At 65.5% G+C, this 15,104-nt stretch carries 14 protein-coding genes; 13 read left to right on the top strand and 1 reads right to left on the bottom strand.

The features are described 5' to 3' along the window. From ACXJL8_RS13885 to ACXJL8_RS13850, 8 genes are all read left to right on the top strand, one after another. The coding region (locus ACXJL8_RS13885; RefSeq protein ID WP_456685118.1) for an efflux RND transporter permease subunit at positions 1-857 on the top strand (857 nt) is incomplete at its 5' end. Positions 858-890: 33 nt separating this feature from the next. After that, on the top strand, positions 891-1,490 hold the full coding sequence (locus tag ACXJL8_RS13880) for a TetR/AcrR family transcriptional regulator (RefSeq protein ID WP_456620400.1): 600 nt from the start codon (positions 891-893) through the stop codon (positions 1,488-1,490). A gap of 141 nt (positions 1,491-1,631) precedes the next feature. Beyond that, entirely contained in the window at positions 1,632-2,255 is a 624-nt protein-coding gene (locus ACXJL8_RS13875; protein ID WP_456685117.1) for a flavin reductase family protein, read from the top strand. A 297-nt stretch (positions 2,256-2,552) separates the two neighbouring features. Beyond that, on the top strand, positions 2,553-4,820 hold the full coding sequence (locus tag ACXJL8_RS13870; RefSeq protein WP_456685116.1) for an acyl-CoA dehydrogenase: 2,268 nt from the start codon (positions 2,553-2,555) through the stop codon (positions 4,818-4,820). Beyond that, positions 4,820-6,103 (top strand): acetyl-CoA C-acetyltransferase, encoded by a 1,284-nt coding sequence (locus ACXJL8_RS13865; protein ID WP_456620403.1) that lies wholly within the window; start codon positions 4,820-4,822, stop codon positions 6,101-6,103. The genes ACXJL8_RS13870 and ACXJL8_RS13865 overlap by 1 nt, the downstream gene beginning before the upstream one ends. Positions 6,104-6,105: 2 nt before the next feature. Next, positions 6,106-8,202 carry a 3-hydroxyacyl-CoA dehydrogenase NAD-binding domain-containing protein gene (locus tag ACXJL8_RS13860; protein WP_456620404.1) on the top strand — a complete coding sequence of 699 codons (2,097 nt, stop codon included), beginning with the start codon at positions 6,106-6,108 and terminating at the stop codon, positions 8,200-8,202. Positions 8,203-8,209: 7 nt separating this feature from the next. After that, positions 8,210-8,620, top strand: coding sequence for an acyl-CoA thioesterase (locus tag ACXJL8_RS13855; protein ID WP_456620405.1), 411 nt, complete (start codon positions 8,210-8,212; stop codon positions 8,618-8,620). A 194-nt stretch (positions 8,621-8,814) separates the two neighbouring features. Beyond that, positions 8,815-9,006: a hypothetical protein gene (locus tag ACXJL8_RS13850; RefSeq protein ID WP_456620406.1), complete on the top strand. Its 192-nt coding sequence runs from the start codon at positions 8,815-8,817 to the stop codon at positions 9,004-9,006. Positions 9,007-9,226: 220 nt separating this feature from the next. Here the strand turns inward: ACXJL8_RS13850 and ACXJL8_RS13845 are convergent, their stop codons facing one another. Continuing rightward, on the bottom strand, positions 9,227-9,691 hold the full coding sequence (locus tag ACXJL8_RS13845) for a nuclear transport factor 2 family protein (RefSeq protein ID WP_456620494.1): 465 nt from the start codon (positions 9,689-9,691) through the stop codon (positions 9,227-9,229). 154 nt (positions 9,692-9,845) lie between these two features. Here ACXJL8_RS13845 and ACXJL8_RS13840 point away from each other — a divergent pair, with 154 nt between their 5' ends. The 5 genes from ACXJL8_RS13840 to ACXJL8_RS13820 all read left to right on the top strand — a co-directional run. Beyond that, on the top strand, positions 9,846-10,532 hold the full coding sequence (locus ACXJL8_RS13840) for an HAD family hydrolase (protein ID WP_456620407.1): 687 nt from the start codon (positions 9,846-9,848) through the stop codon (positions 10,530-10,532). A 122-nt stretch (positions 10,533-10,654) separates the two neighbouring features. After that, positions 10,655-11,500: a DeoR/GlpR family DNA-binding transcription regulator gene (locus tag ACXJL8_RS13835; RefSeq protein ID WP_456620408.1), complete on the top strand. Its 846-nt coding sequence runs from the start codon at positions 10,655-10,657 to the stop codon at positions 11,498-11,500. A 302-nt stretch (positions 11,501-11,802) separates the two neighbouring features. Beyond that, a complete protein-coding gene (gene glpD / locus ACXJL8_RS13830; protein WP_456685115.1) occupies positions 11,803-13,353 on the top strand; it encodes a glycerol-3-phosphate dehydrogenase in 1,551 nt (516 codons plus the stop codon). Further along, positions 13,350-14,426 (top strand): ABC transporter ATP-binding protein, encoded by a 1,077-nt coding sequence (locus ACXJL8_RS13825; RefSeq protein ID WP_456620410.1) that lies wholly within the window; start codon positions 13,350-13,352, stop codon positions 14,424-14,426. The genes glpD and ACXJL8_RS13825 overlap by 4 nt, the downstream gene beginning before the upstream one ends. 12 nt (positions 14,427-14,438) lie before the next feature. Continuing rightward, the coding region (locus ACXJL8_RS13820; RefSeq protein ID WP_456685114.1) for an ABC transporter ATP-binding protein at positions 14,439-15,104 on the top strand (666 nt) is incomplete at its 3' end.

Genomic DNA, 15,104 nt, shown 5'->3' with positions numbered 1-15,104 from the left:
CGTCCGAACGTCTCGACCTCGGCGGCGTCGGCGATCTGACCATCATCTCGCGCAACGGCGTTGCCGTGCCGCTCCAGCAGATCGCAAAGATCGAATATGCCCACGAGGAGCCGATCATGTGGCGGCGCAACCGCGACATGGCGATCACCGTGCGCTCCGACGTGGTCGACGGCGTGCAGGCCCCCGACGTCACCAGCCAGATCACGCCGAAGCTCCAGGCCATCAAGGACTATCTCGAGCCGGCCTACCGCATCGAGGCGGGCGGGGCGTTCGAGGAATCCGCCAAGGGCAATGCCTCGATCTTCATCCTATTCCCGGTGATGGTCATGGTGATGCTGACGCTGTTGATGATCCAGCTCCAGAGCTTCTCGCGCCTGATCCTGGTGTTCCTGACCGCGCCGCTCGGCATCGTCGGCGCCTCCTTCGGGCTCAACGTCGCCAATGCCCCGTTCGGCTTCGTGGCGCTGCTCGGCCTGATCGCGCTCGCCGGCATGATCATGCGCAACGCGGTCATCCTGGTCGACCAGATCGAGACCGACGTTTCCCACGGCTTGACCCGCCGTGAGGCGATCGTGGAGGCCACCGTCCGCCGTGCCCGTCCGGTGGTGCTGACGGCGCTCGCCGCCATTCTCGCCATGATCCCGCTGTCGCGCTCGGCATTCTGGGGCCCGATGGCGATCACGATCATGGGAGGCTTGTTCGTTGCGACCTTCCTCACGCTCCTGTACCTGCCGGGCCTCTATGCCCTGTGGTTCCGCAAGAGCCTGGACGAGGCAGGCACCCCCGAGCAGCCTGCCGCGCCGCAGCATGGGAGCGATGACCAGCACGCAATTCCGCTTGCTGAAGCGGCTGAATAAATGAGAAGACTACTGGCTAACGAGTCCTGATTGATGGCCCTGATTTCGGAACATATCGAAGGCGACACCCGGGATCGTATCCTCGAGGTGGCCGAGCGGCTGTTCCGCCAGATCGGCTATCAGAAGACCACGGTCGGGGACATCGCCAAGGAGCTCAGGATGAGCCCCGCCAACGTGTATCGCTTCTTCGAATCGAAGAAGGCGATCCACCAGGCGGTGGCCCGTTCGCTGATGGGCGAGGTCGAGCTGGAGGCGCAGCGGATCGTGGCGAGGCCCGGTCCGGTGCTGGAGCGCTTCCGTGAGTTGCTCACCACCATCCATCGCATGAACACCGAGCGCTATGTCGGCGACAACAAGCTGCACGAGATGGTCGAGATCGCGATGCAGGAGGACTGGGACGTCTGCGTCGCCCATATGGAGTGTATTGCCGGGGTTATCGGCCAGATGGTCGCGCAGGGTGCCGCCTCCGGCGAGTTCGAGGCGCCGGACCTGGAGCTGTCCGCGATGTGCGCCTGCACCGCGATGATGCGCTTCTTCCACCCCCAGATGATCGCCCAGTGCGCCACCAAGCCGGGCCCGACCATCGACCAGATGATCGATTTCGTCATTGCGGGCCTGTCGCCGCGCCACTGACGGGCGGGGAAATCTCTCCTATAAGCAAGCTGACGTAGCCCGGATGGAGCGAAGCGCAATCCGGGATGGTTCAGCGTTGCRCTGGCGGCCCCGGATTACGCTTCGCTCCATCCGGGCTACCAGGATCAGGAAAGACCCGCGGTGACCGACAAAGACCTGTACTTCTACGAGCCCTCCAAGGGCCACGGCCTCAAGCACGATCCGTTCAACGCCATCATCGCGCCGCGGCCGATCGGCTGGATCTCCTCGCGCGATACCAACGGCCACGTCAATCTCGCGCCCTACAGCTTCTTCAACGCGTTTTGCTACGTGCCGCCGATCATCGGCTTCTCCTCCACCAACTGGAAGGACACGGTCGAGAACATGCAACAGACCGGGGAGTTCGTCTGGAATCTGGCGACGATGGACCTCGCCAAGCACATGAACGCGACCGCCGCCCATGTCGCCCCCGAGGTCGATGAGTTCAAGATCGCCGGCCTGACCGCCGTGCCGGGCAAGCTCGTCAACGTGCCGCGCGTCGGTGAAAGCCCGGTCGCCTTCGAGTGCAAGGTCTCCGACATCGTCCGCCTCAAGGGCGCCGACGGCAAGGAGGCCGACGCCTGGCTGACATTGGGCGAAGTCGTCGCCGTCCATATCGACAAGGCCATGATCAAGGACGGCGTCTACCAGACCGCCGCCGCCCACCCGATCGTCCGCGCCGGCCGCCGCGGCGACTATTTCGAGATCAAGCCGGAAAACATGTTCGAGATGGTCCGCCCGGACTAGGCCCCGCCTTCTCCCCACCGTCATTCCGGGGCGCGCCGTCAGGCGCGAACCCGGAATCCATTCATCTTCCGACGCTGCCGCGCGATGGATTCCGGGCTCACGCTTCGCGTGCCCTGGAATGACTGCGTCGAAGTACCCGCGCACCTCCCCGGAACTGCCCCCACGCCCCGGCCGTTATGGCTCCCGGGGCGGCCGCCCGGCCGCGTCAATTCGCTTCTTTTTGCTCGCGAAGTGTTCACTTGCCCCGGCCACTTTCCGCTAAAATGCCGATAACCGCGCCGATGCATGAGGTCAGCCATGAGCTTCCGCCGCGACACCCTGACAAAACCGATCTTCTCCTGGGCGCGCGGCGTGTTGCCGGCGATGTCCGGCACCGAGCGCGAGGCGCTGGAGGCCGGTGACGTCTGGTGGGATGCCGATCTCTTCACCGGCAATCCGGACTGGTCGAAATTGCTCAAGGTGCCGCAGGCGACACTGACCGACGAGGAACAGGCTTTCCTCCATGGCCCGGTCGACGAGCTCTGCGCCATGCTCGACGAGTGGAAGATCTTCTGGGAATGGCGCGACCTGCCGCACGACGTCTGGCACTTCATCAAGCGCGAAAAATTCTTCGGCATGATCATTCCGAAGGAGTTTGGCGGCCTCGGCTTCTCGCCCTACGCGCATTCGGAAGTGGTGCGCAAGATCTCGACCCGCTCGATCGCGGCCGCCGTCACCGTGATGGTGCCGAACTCGCTTGGGCCCGGCGAGCTGTTGATGCGCTTCGGCACCAGGGAGCAGCAGGAGCGCTGGCTGCCGCGGCTGGCCGACGGCCGCGACATTCCCTGCTTCGGCCTGACCAGCCCGGAGGCCGGCTCCGATGCCGCCGCGATGGTCGACGCCGGCATCATCTGCAAGGGTGATTTCGAAGGCCGCGAGGTGTTAGGCCTCAGGCTGAACTGGCACAAGCGCTACATCACGCTCGGTCCCGTTGCGACGCTGCTGGGCCTTGCCTTCAAGGCCTACGATCCCGATCATCTCGTGGGCGATCAGGAGGAGCTCGGTATCAGCGTGGCGCTGATCCCGACCAACCTTCCCGGCGTCGAGATCGGCAAACGCCACCTGCCGTCGATGCAGGTGTTTCAGAACGGCCCGAACTGGGGCCGCGACGTCTTCATTCCGCTCGACTATGTCATCGGCGGCGAAGCACGGCTGGGGCAGGGCTGGAAGATGCTGATGACGGCGCTCGCCGCCGGCCGCGGCATCTCGCTGCCGTCGCTCTCGGCGGCGGGTGCGGCCTATGCCGCGCGCACCACCGGCGCCTATGCCCGGATCCGCGAGCAGTTCGGCATCTCCATCTCGAAATTCGAAGGCGTCGAGGAGCCGCTCGCCCGGATCGTCGCCACCGCCTATCAGCTCGACGCGGCGCGCCGGCTGACCTGTGCCGCACTGAACGCCGGCATCCATCCTGCCGTGATCTCCGGCATCATGAAGCTGCACGCGACCGAGCGGATGCGAACCGCGGTCGACGACGCCATGGACATCCATGGCGGCAAGGCCGTGATCGACGGGCCGCAAAACTATCTCGGCAATCTGCACCGCGCCGTGCCAGTCGGCATCACCGTCGAAGGCGCCAACATCCTGACCCGCAATCTCATCGTGTTCGGGCAGGGTGCCATCCGCGCCCATCCCTATCTGCTCGACGAGATGAACGCGCTCGCCGACACCGATCGCGAGCGAGGGCTGACGGCGTTCGACAAATCGTTCTGGAAGCACGTCGCCCACAGCTATAACACCCTGCTGCGCGCCTTCGGCCGGAGTTGGAGCTTTGGCGCCTTCGCACCGGCGCCCGATGCGGGCGCGGCGACGCCATTCTATCGCCAGCTCTCGCGCTATTCGGCCGCCTTCGCGCTCTGCGCCGACATGGCGCTGCTGACGCTCGGCGGCGCGCTCAAGCGCAAGGAGATGCTGTCGGCGCGCTTCGGCGACATCCTCTCCGAGCTCTATCTGCTCTCGGCCGCTCTGAAGCGCTGGCAGGACGAGGGCCGGCAGAAGGAGGACTTTGCCGCGCTCGAATGGTGCATGGCGAGCGGCTTCCGGACCATCGAGAACCGGCTTGCGGAGATCCTCGCCAATCTGCCCAACCGCTTCGTCGCCGGCCTCCTCAAGCTCGTGGTCCAGCCCTTCGGCGCGCGCGTGCTCGGCCCAAGCGACCGCGTCGTGCATCAGTGTGCGCAGCTCGTGCTTGAGCCGTCGGCCGCGCGCGACCGCCTCACGCCCGATCTTGCTTATGTCGAGGACGACGGCGGCTTTGCCCGGCTGGAGCACGCGTTCAAGCTGGTGGCAGGCACCGACGCGATCGCCAAGCGGATGCGCGCCGCGCATATCGGCAATTGGAAGGACGCCGTGGCCAAGGGCGTGATCACGCAGGCCGAAGGCGAGCAGCTCGCCGCTGCTCATGAAGCAGTCACAAAAGTGATCGAGGTCGACGATTTTGCGCCGGAGGCGCTGTCGCCGATTTACAAGAAAACCGGAGATGTGCATCAGTTCTTCCAGGAACTCGGTGAACAGAGGGCGGCGAGCTGATGGCACGACCGGTTTTCATCGTCGACGGCAGCCGGACGCCGTTTCTGAAGGCGCGCTCGGGGCCCGGGCCGTTCACGCCGGTCGATCTTGCCGTGCAATGCGGCCGGCCGCTGCTGGCGCGCCAGCCGTTTGCGCCCACCGCCTTCGATCAGGTCATCCTCGGCTGCGTCAACGTGATCGCCGACGAAATGAATCCGGCCCGCGTCGCAGCGCTCAGGCTCGGCATGGGCGAGGACATGGTCGCCTTCACCGTGCAGATCAATTGCGGCTCCGGCATGCAGTCGATCGACACCGGCTACCGCTATATCCGGGAAGGTCATGCCGACATGATCCTGGCCGGCGGCACCGAGGCGCTCAGCCACGCGCCGCTGGTCTGGCCGAATTCCGGCGTGCGCTGGTTCGCCGGCCTTGCCACCGCCAAGGGCATCGCCGCGAAGGCCGCCGCGGCCTTCAAATTGCGACCGCGCTATCTCAAGCCGATCATCGGCCTCGAGCGCGGCCTGACCGATCCCGTCACGGATTTGAACATGGGCCAGACCGCCGAGGTCGTCGGCCATCTCTTCGGCATCACCCGCGCGCAGTCCGACGCTTACGCCGCCGAGAGCCATCGCCGGCTCGCGCATGCGCAAGGCGCGGGTTTTCTCAAGGGCGAGGTCGAGACCGCGTTCTCCCGCGACGGAAAATTCTTCGACCATGATGACGGCGTGCGGCCGGACTCGTCTTCCGAGACGCTGGCAAAATTGAAGCCTGTGTTCGAGCGCCCCTGGGGCCAGGTCACCGCCGGCAATTCCTCGCAGATCACCGACGGTGCCTCCTGGGTGATCCTGGCCTCCGACCAGGCGGTCGCAAAACACAAGCTGACGCCGAAGGCCGTCATCGTCGACAGCAACTGGGCCGCGCTTGATCCGAGCATCATGGGGCTTGGTCCGGTGATGTCGGCGACGCCGCTGCTGACGCGCAACAACCTCACCATCGGGGACGTCGAGACCTGGGAGCTGAACGAAGCGTTTGCCACGCAGGTGCTCGGCTGCCTCGCAGCCTGGAACGATGAAAAGTTCTGCCGCGAGATCCTGAAGCTCGATGGCGCGGCCGGCGAAATCGATCGTGACAGGCTCAACGTCGACGGCGGCGCGATCTCGCTCGGCCATCCCGTCGGCACCTCCGGCAACCGCATCGTGCTGCATCTCGTCAACGCGATGAAGCGGCTCGGCACGCGGCGCGGAATTGCCACCGAATGCATCGGCGGCGGGCTCGGCGGCGCCATGCTGATCGAGGCGGTGTGACCATGGATTCGAAGATCATGACCGCGCTTGGCGACCGCGTGCTCACGCTCGGGCCGCAGCCTGTGGCCGACGGCCCGTACAAGCATTTCAAGCTGACGCGCGATGCCGACGGCGTCGCCTGGCTGCTGTTCGACCGCGCCGATTCCAGTGCCAACACGCTCTCGTCGGACGTGATGGAGGAGTTCGATGCCGTGCTCGCGGCGATCGAGACCGAGCGCCCCGCCGGCCTCGTGATCCGCTCGGCCAAACCCTCCGGCTTCATCGCGGGAGCCGACGTCAACGAATTCCGTGGCGCCAGCGATCCCGGCATGGTCGAGACACGGATCCGCGCCGCGCATGCGGTGGTCGACCATCTGGAAGCCTTGAGGTTGCCGACGGTCGCGGTCATCCACGGCTTCTGCCTCGGCGGCGGGCTCGAGGTTGCGCAGGCCTGCCAGTCGCGCATCGCCATCGACGGCGCGCGCTTCGGCTTCCCCGAGGTGATGCTGGGCCTGCATCCCGGCCTCGGTGGTACCGCGCGCTTCACCGCGCTGGTCAATCCGACCCAGTCGATGGCCCTGATGCTGACCGGCCGCACCATCGATGCGCGCCGCGCCAGATCACTCGGGCTGGTCGACACCGTGACGCAGGAGCGTCACGTCCAGAACGCGGTGAAGGACGCGCTGTTCGGCCGGCTCAAGCGGGCGCGGCCGGGCCTTCTGACCCGGGCGGCGAATTTCGGACCGGTGCGCGGGCTTCTGGCCAAGCGCATGCGCTCGGAGGCGGCGAAGGCCGCATCGCGCGAGCACTATCCGGCGCCTTACGCGCTGATCGATCTCTGGGAGACCCATGGTGGCCGCAAGGCCGCGATGCTGACGGCGGAGCAGGCGTCCTTCGCCAAGCTGATGGTGACGCCGACGGCGCAGAACCTGATCCGCGTGTTCTTCCTGCGCGAGCAGATGAAGAAGGCGGCCGGCTCCGGCAGCACGGTGAAGCATGTCCACGTCATTGGCGCCGGCGCCATGGGCGGCGACATCGCCGCCTGGTGCGCGGGGCAGGGTGTGCGCGTCTCGCTCGCCGACATGAAAGCGGAGCCGATCGCGGGCGCGGTGAAGCGCGCGGCCGAGCTTTACGGCAAGATCATCCGCAAGCCGACCGAGGTGCGCGACGCGCTCGATCGCCTCATCCCCGACATGGACGGTGAAGGCGTTCGCAACGCCGACCTGATCATCGAGGCGGTGCCGGAAAAGCTCGAGCTGAAGCAGAAAATCTATGCCGGTCTCGAGCCGAAGATGAAGCCGGGCGCGATTCTGGCGACCAACACCTCGAGCATTCCGCTCCAGGATTTGCGCAACGGTCTGGCGCGCCCGGAGCGGCTGGTCGGCCTGCATTTCTTCAATCCGGTGTCGCGGCTGCAACTGGTCGAGGTCGTCAGCCATGACGGCAACGATGCGCAGGTTCTGAAAGAGGCGCTCGCCTTCGTCGGCGCGATCGACCGCCTGCCGCTGAAGGTCGAGAGCTCGCCCGGTTTCCTCGTCAACCGCGCGCTGACGCCCTACATGCTGGAAGCGATGGTGATGCTGGACGAGAAGACCGATCCGCGCCTGATCGACGCGGCGGCCGAGCAGTTCGGCATGCCGATGGGGCCGATCGAGCTTGCCGACCAGGTCGGGCTCGACATCTGCCTCGACGTCGGCGACATGCTGCGCACCAAATTCGGCGATCTCTTGCCGCCGACGCCGGCCTGGTTGCGCGAGAAGGTTGCGAAGGGCGAGCTCGGCCGCAAGAGCGGCAAGGGCTTTTACGTCTGGCGCGACGGCAAGGCGGAGAAGGCGCCGTTGCCCGAGACCGGCCCGCGCGTGACCGACCAGATGATCGACCGGCTGGTGCTGCCGATGTCCAACGTCTGCGTTGCCGCTCTTCGCGAGGGCATCGTCGACGATGCCGACATGGTTGACGGCGCCATGATCTTCGGCACCGGTTACGCGCCGTTCCGTGGCGGGCCGCTGAATTATGCGCGCACACGCGGCGTGGAGAACGTTGTATCCACCTTGCGCGCGCTGGCCGAGCGATTCGGCGGACGCTTTGCGCCCGATCCGGGCTGGGACAGTTTCAAGTGAGAGACGTATGAACGAACACAGGAGCACCGAGCCGAGCGGCGATCTCTGCATCCGCACGCTGGCGATGCCGGCCGACACCAACGCCAACGGCGACATCTTCGGCGGCTGGCTGCTGAGCCAGATGGATGTCGGCGGCGGCGTGTTCGCCTCGAAAGTCGCGAAGTCGCGCACCGTGACGGTCGCGATCGAGGCGATGAATTTTCGCAAAGCCGTCTATGTCGGCGATCTCGTCTCGGTTTACGCCAATCTCGTGCGTGTCGGGCGCACCTCGCTGACCGTGCATCTCGAAGCCTGGGCGCTGCGGCGCAGGGAAGCGCATCCGTTCCTCGTCACCGACGGCAACTTCACCTATGTCTCGATCGACGATCACGGCCGTCCGCAGCCGATCAGCCAGGCCGACACACCGATCGCGACCTAACCGCGCGCACTGCACCGCAAGCGCGACAGATGGCCCGTTCCTGCGTCGCGTCTTCGCCAAGAACAAGTCATAAAACGGATGAGGTCCCGGCGTACTCAATTGGGTGTCGATTCGGGGTGGAAACGGCCTCAAATGCCCAGGAACCTTTGGGCAGCAGTGTCGTTATTTGCCCGCACTTGAGGAATCCACGGGCCATGCCGGACAGCTACATCATCGAAGTCGATTCGCAGACCGCAGGTATCGTCGTTCGTTCCCAAGGAGGCTACTGCTTCTTCGCCTCATCCCACCGCTTCAACCGCCTCGAAGGCCAGATCTTCCGCAACGCGCGCGAAGCCGAGCGCGCTGCGCGCAAACTGGTTAACGGTGATGTGAAGGAGGCGGCATAATTTTCCGCCTGCCGTTCCGGGCCGCGCAAAGCGCAGGTCGGAATTTTTTGCAGCCTTCCCTTCTCCCCTTGTGGGAGAAGGTGGCGCGAAGCGCCGGATGAGGGGTTGTTTCAGCGAATTCAACTGTGAGAGATCCGCTCGCGGAGAAAGACCCCTCACCCGTCTCGCCGCTGCGCGGCGAGCCACCCTCTCCCACGAGGGGAGAGGGGAAGAGCCGTCATCACAGCTTCGTCGCGGCGCGCGACAAGAGCTTCCAGTCGTCGCCCTGCTTCTGCCAGTTCATCAGGATGTGAAGGTTGGTCGGCACTTTTTTCCCATCGGCCGCCATCTCCTGTTCCGCCATCCAGTGGAAGCGTACGATCGCGGTGGGGCCGACGACCTTGATTGTCGGGTCCTTGTACTCGATCGACAGGAATTTTGATTTGCCGTCGGTGGCGTTGGTGACGAACGTCGCCTTGTCTTCGACCTTGCCGTTGGAATGGCTATAGCTAACCTCGTCGGCGCAGAGTGCGCCGAGAGCTTTCGGGTCGGCCGCAATCTGGGCGAGGCGGAAAGCCTCGACCTTCTTCGCCACGGCCTCTTCATCCGCCGAGGCAGCCAGTGCCGGGGCTGCGAGCGCAAGTGCCGAGACTGCAAGAGTCGAGAGAGCCAGGCCTGAGATAGACAAGTCGCGTCGGTTGATCATCGTTTCCTCCTTTTTGATCTTGTGCCGAGTGTTGCAGCCGCGCGCGACTTTGTCGAGTGTCACCTCGCCGTCATGCGCATGCGTCATTGCGCGATCGCGGCCGTATTGATACGTCTTTCGCATCGATGCATCGCGCTTTTGGGAAAGTACGGAAATGATTGAGGCGATCGGCAGGGAGATGAGCAGGGCGTTGCTGTTCGATATCGACGGCACGCTTGCCAACACCGACCCGCTGCACCTGAAGGCGTTCAACGCGGTGCTCGGTCCTCGCGGCCATGTCTTCGATCACGCGCGCTTCTCGAGGGAGCTGCAAGGTTTCGCCAATGTCTCGATCGGCGAGCGTTTTCTGCCCGACGAGGCACCGGAACGGCGCGCCTTGATCCTCGATGAGAAGGAGGAAGTCTTCCGCGCGCTGGTGGCCGGGCAGATCGAGCCGCTGCCGGGCCTGATGTCGCTGCTCGACCGGGCGGACGCGGCCGGCATTCCCATGGTCGCCGTGACCAACGCGCCGCGCCTCAACGCGGAGCTGCTGCTCTCCGGCCTCGGCATCACGCACCGCTTCAAGGCGATCGTGATCGGCGACGAGCTGCCGCACGGCAAGCCGCACCCGCTGCCCTATCAGGAAGGGCTGCGCTGCGTCGGCGCGAGGCCGGAAAGCTCGGTCGCATTCGAGGACTCCCGCACCGGCGTGCAATCGGCCACAGCGGCCGGTATTCCGACCATCGGGATCCGCACCAGCCTTGGCCATGCCGACCTCGTCGCCGCCGGCGCGATCGCGTCCGCGACTGCCTTCGACGATCCGGACCTGCTCGCGCGCCTTGCCGCCGCCATGACTTGGTAAGACATGACTTGGTAACAAATGGCGTGGTGAGGCGGCTCGCCCGTTAACCCCTGATCGGCTCCTGCATTGACCGATCGCGCGAACCGCCGCACCATGCGGCTGTCTGATGTGAGGCTCCCGCCGTGACCGGATTGACCCATCGCCAAGCCGAAATCCTCAACATCGCGCGCGCCTCGGGCCGCGTCATGGTCGAAGAGCTCGCGCGCCGCTTCGAGGTCTCGGCGCAGACCATCCGCAAGGATCTCAACGATCTCTGCGAACGCCGCTCGCTGACCCGCATCCATGGCGGCGCCATCATCGCCTCCGGCGTGGAAAACCTCGCCTATGAGGCGCGCCGCTTCGTCGCCGCCGACGAGAAGAAGGCGATTGGGGCGGCGGCCGCCTCGCTGATCCCGAACGGCTGCTCGCTGTTCATCAATATCGGCACCACGACGGAGGAGGTCGCCAGCGCACTGACCTCGCACGAGGACCTGCTCGTCATCACCAACAATCTCAACGTCGCCATGCTGCTCTACCGCCATCCCCGCATCGAGGTGGTGGTCGCCGGCGGCACGGTGCGGCGTGCCGACGGCGCCGTGGTCGGCTCGACCGCGACGCAGCTGATCGGCCAGTTCAAGGTCGACTACGCCATCATCGGCGCGTCCGCGATCGACGAGGAGGGCGCGCTGCTCGATTTCGACTATCGCGAGGTGCAGGTGGCCCAGGCMATCATCGCCAACGCCCGCAGCGTCATGCTGGTGGCGGATTCGACCAAGCTTCGGCGCAGCGCCCCGGTGCGCATCGCCCATATCAGCCAGATCCAGACCTTCGTGACCGACCAGGAACTGCCCGAGCGCCTCGCCACGATCTGCCACAGCAAGGGCATCGAGGTGGTCGAGGCGATGCCGAAGGCGGCGGATATCGATGACTCTCAGGCCGAGGTGCAGGACCCCGCGCCCGAAGCCGCGCCTGTGGTCAGGCTGCGATAGCGGCCTCTTACCCTCCCCTGGAGGGGGAGGGTCGATCGCGCGTAGCGCGAGCGGGGTGGGGTGACAGTCCCTCCACCCTGAACACTGCCCGTTTGGAGAGATCACCCCACCCCGGCGCTTCGCGCCGACCCTCCCCTCCAGGGGAGGGTGGCACCGCTGCTGCCTATTCCTTCACCACCCTGCCCACAGAAAAAGTTCCGCTTTCGCTTCTCTTCGCCTCTCTTTCATCTTGCTTTCGCTTTTCGGTGTGATCTAATCAAAAACGAAAGTAGTCGCTCGATGGAACGAGCGGTCGCCGGGGGATGCGTCTGTTGGAGCGTATTTTCGACCTCGCCATTATCGGAGGCGGTGTTAACGGCTGCGGCATCGCGCGCGACGCGGTGGGCCGTGGCAACACGGTTTTCCTGTGCGAAATGAACGATCTGGCGAGCGGGACGTCGTCCTGGTCGACCAAGCTCGTGCACGGCGGCCTGCGTTATCTCGAATATTACGAGTTCCGCCTGGTCCGCGAGGCGCTGATCGAGCGCGAAATCCTCTGGGGCATCGCGCCCCACATCATCCGCCCGCTGCGTTTCGTTTTGCCGCATCATGCGGGCCYGCGCCCGGCCTGGCTGCTGCGCCTCGGCCTGTTCCTCTATGATCACATCGGTGGCCGTCATCTGCTGCCGGCGACCCGTTCGGTCGACCTTCGGCGTGACGAGGTCGGCCGCCCGCTGATCCCGAATCGCTATACCCGCGCGTTCGAATATTCCGACTGCTTCGTCGATGACGCCCGCCTCGTCGTGCTCAACGCGCGCGACGCCGCCGACAAGGGCGCCGAGATCCGCACCCGCACCCGCGCCTCCGAGATCCGCCAGGCCGACGGCATCTGGACCGTGAGCATGGTCGACACGCTGACCGGTGCGCGCTCGCAGGTCCAGGCCCGCGCGCTGGTCAATGCCGGCGGGCCCTGGGTCGAGGACGTGCTCGGCCGCGGCGCCGGCATCAATGCCAAGGCCAAGGTGCGCCTGGTGCAGGGGTCGCACATCGTGGTCAAGAAGCTCTACGACCATGACCGCGCCTACATGTTCCAGAACGCCGACGGCCGCATCATCTTCGTCATTCCCTATCAGGATGATTTCACATTGATCGGCACCACCGACCGCGACTATGACGGCGATCCCGCCAAGGTGAAGGCGACGGCCGAGGAGATCCAGTATCTCTGCACCGCTGCCAGCGAATATTTGGCCAAGCCGGTCACGCCCGGCGACGTGGTCTGGACCTATTCCGGCGTCCGTCCGCTCTATGACGACGGCGCCAACGAAGCCAAGGCCGCGACCCGCGACTATGTGTTCGAACTCGACATGCCCGGCGGTGCGCCGCTGCTGTCGATCTATGGCGGCAAGATCACGACTTATCGCCGCCTCGCCGAAGAGGCGCTGGAACGGCTCGCGCCCCATCTTCGCAGTGCGAAAGCGCGCGAGGGCTGGACCGGCAAATGGCCGCTGCCCGGCGGCGACATGGGTGTGTCCGATGTCGACGGCCTGATCGCCGAGCTGCAGCGCGGCTATCCCTTCCTCAGTCACGAGCACGCGCGGCGTCTGGCGCGCGCCTATGGCACGCGTGCCATCAAGCTGCTCGGCGATGCGAAATCGGCGGCCGATCTCGGCCAGTCCTTCGGCGCCACGCTGACCGAGCGCGAGGTCCGCTACCTCATGGCCAATGAATGGGCGGTGACGGCCGAGGACATCGTCTGGCGCCGCTCCAAGCTCGGCCTGCGACTATCTGCCGACGAGATCGCGGCGCTTGACGACTGGATCAGGACCCACGCTTTGCCGCAAAGTCCCCTGCTGGAAGCGGGAGGACGCCCATGACCGTGACACTCGATCACGTGACCCGGACCGTCGACGGGATCCCGCACATCCGCGACGTCTCGCTGACGCTCGAGAGCGGCACGCTCAACGTGCTGCTCGGGCCGACGCTGTCGGGCAAGACCTCGATCATGCGGCTGCTCGCCGGCCTCGACAAGCCGACCACGGGCAAGGTGCTGGTCAACGGCAAGGACGTCACCGGCGTCGACGTGCGCCAGCGTTCGGTCGCGATGGTCTATCAGCAGTTCATCAACTATCCCTCGTTCACGGTCTATGAGAACATTGCCTCGCCCCTGCGCGTGCAGGGCAAGCCGCGCGACGAGATCGAGAAGCGTGTCGCGGAGGCAGCGCGGCTGCTCAGGCTCGAGCCGTTCCTGAAGCGCACGCCGCTGCAGCTCTCCGGCGGCCAGCAGCAGCGCACGGCGATGGCGCGTGCGCTGGTGAAGGGCGCCGATCTCGTGCTGCTCGACGAGCCGCTCGCCAATCTCGACTACAAGCTCCGCGAGGAGCTGCGCACCGAGCTGCCGCGCATCTTCGAGGCCTCGGGCGCGATCTTCGTCTATGCCACCACCGAGCCGACCGAAGCCCTGCTGCTCGGCGGCAACACGGTGTGCATGTGGGAGGGGCAAGCGCTCCAGATCGGCGAGACGCCCAACGTCTACCGCCGTCCGCAGACCCTGCGGGTCGCCCAGGTATTCTCCGATCCGCCGCTCAACCTCGTCGGCATCGAGAAGAAGAACGGTTCCGTGCAATATGCAGGAGGCATCGCCGCGCCGGCGTCCGGTCTCTATTCCTCTCTCGCCGACGGCGCCTATCGCGTCGGATTTCGCGCGCATCAGCTTGCCCTCGCCAATGGCGAGACTGACCGCCATGCCTTCCATGCCACGGTGACGGTGACCGAGATCACCGGTTCGGAGAGTTTCGTGCATCTGACCCGCGACGGATCGAACTGGGTGGCGGTGTTACACGGCGTGCACGAGTTCGAGCCCGGCCAGACCATCGATGCCGTGCTCGATCCCAACGACGTCTTCGTCTTTGACGCGGCCGACCGTCTGGTCGCCGCGCCTGGCTCATGAGGGAGATGCGTCATGGCCCGCATTGACCTCGTCGATCTCGCCCATTCCTACGGCGGCAATGATGCGCCGCAGGAAAGCTTTGCACTGAAGCCGGTGACCATGACCTGGCGGCAGGGCGGCGCCTATGCGCTGCTCGGGCCGTCCGGCTGCGGCAAGACCACGCTGCTCAACGTCATCTCCGGCATCATCACGCCGTCGCGCGGGAAGATCATGTTCGACGGCCAGGACATCACACCGCTGTCAACCCAGAAGCGCAACATCGCCCAGGTGTTCCAGTTTCCGGTGATCTACGACACCATGACGGTGGGGCAGAACCTGGCGTTCCCGCTGAAGAATCGCGGCGTGCCGAAGGCCGAGATCGACAAGCGCGTCGCCGAGATCGGCCGCCTGCTCGACCTTGAGCCCTATCTCAATCGCAAGGCGACGCGCCTCACGGCGGATGCCAAGCAAAAAATCTCGCTCGGCCGCGGCCTGGTGCGTTCCGACGTCGCCGCCGTGCTGTTCGACGAGCCGCTGACGGTGATCGATCCCGAGCTGAAATGGCAGCTTCGCTCGAAGCTGAAGGCGCTGCATCGCGAGCTCGACCTCACGATGATCTACGTCACCCACGACCAGACCGAGGCGCGGACCTTCGCCGACACCGTTGTCGTCATGCATGACGGACGCGTGGTGCAGAGC

It is taken from the genome of Bradyrhizobium sp. P5_C11_2, from assembly GCF_054049755.1.
Note: the sequence above shows the minus strand (reverse complement) of the source record. Positions and strands in the feature narration are given on the sequence as shown.

Excerpts from the sequence above, each read along its gene's own strand:
- ACXJL8_RS13860 (WP_456620404.1), top strand. The coding sequence starts at position 6,106 with ATGGATTCGAAGATCATGACCGCGCTTGGCGACCGCGTGCTCACGCTC.
- ACXJL8_RS13840 (WP_456620407.1), top strand. The coding sequence starts at position 9,846 with ATGATTGAGGCGATCGGCAGGGAGATGAGCAGGGCGTTGCTGTTCGAT.
- ACXJL8_RS13825 (WP_456620410.1), top strand. The coding sequence starts at position 13,350 with ATGACCGTGACACTCGATCACGTGACCCGGACCGTCGACGGGATCCCG.
- ACXJL8_RS13870 (WP_456685116.1), top strand. The coding sequence starts at position 2,553 with ATGAGCTTCCGCCGCGACACCCTGACAAAACCGATCTTCTCCTGGGCG.
- ACXJL8_RS13880 (WP_456620400.1), top strand. The coding sequence starts at position 891 with ATGGCCCTGATTTCGGAACATATCGAAGGCGACACCCGGGATCGTATC.
- ACXJL8_RS13845 (WP_456620494.1), bottom strand. The coding sequence starts at position 9,691 with ATGATCAACCGACGCGACTTGTCTATCTCAGGCCTGGCTCTCTCGACT.
- ACXJL8_RS13865 (WP_456620403.1), top strand. The coding sequence starts at position 4,820 with ATGGCACGACCGGTTTTCATCGTCGACGGCAGCCGGACGCCGTTTCTG.
- ACXJL8_RS13855 (WP_456620405.1), top strand. The coding sequence starts at position 8,210 with ATGAACGAACACAGGAGCACCGAGCCGAGCGGCGATCTCTGCATCCGC.
- ACXJL8_RS13850 (WP_456620406.1), top strand. The coding sequence starts at position 8,815 with ATGCCGGACAGCTACATCATCGAAGTCGATTCGCAGACCGCAGGTATC.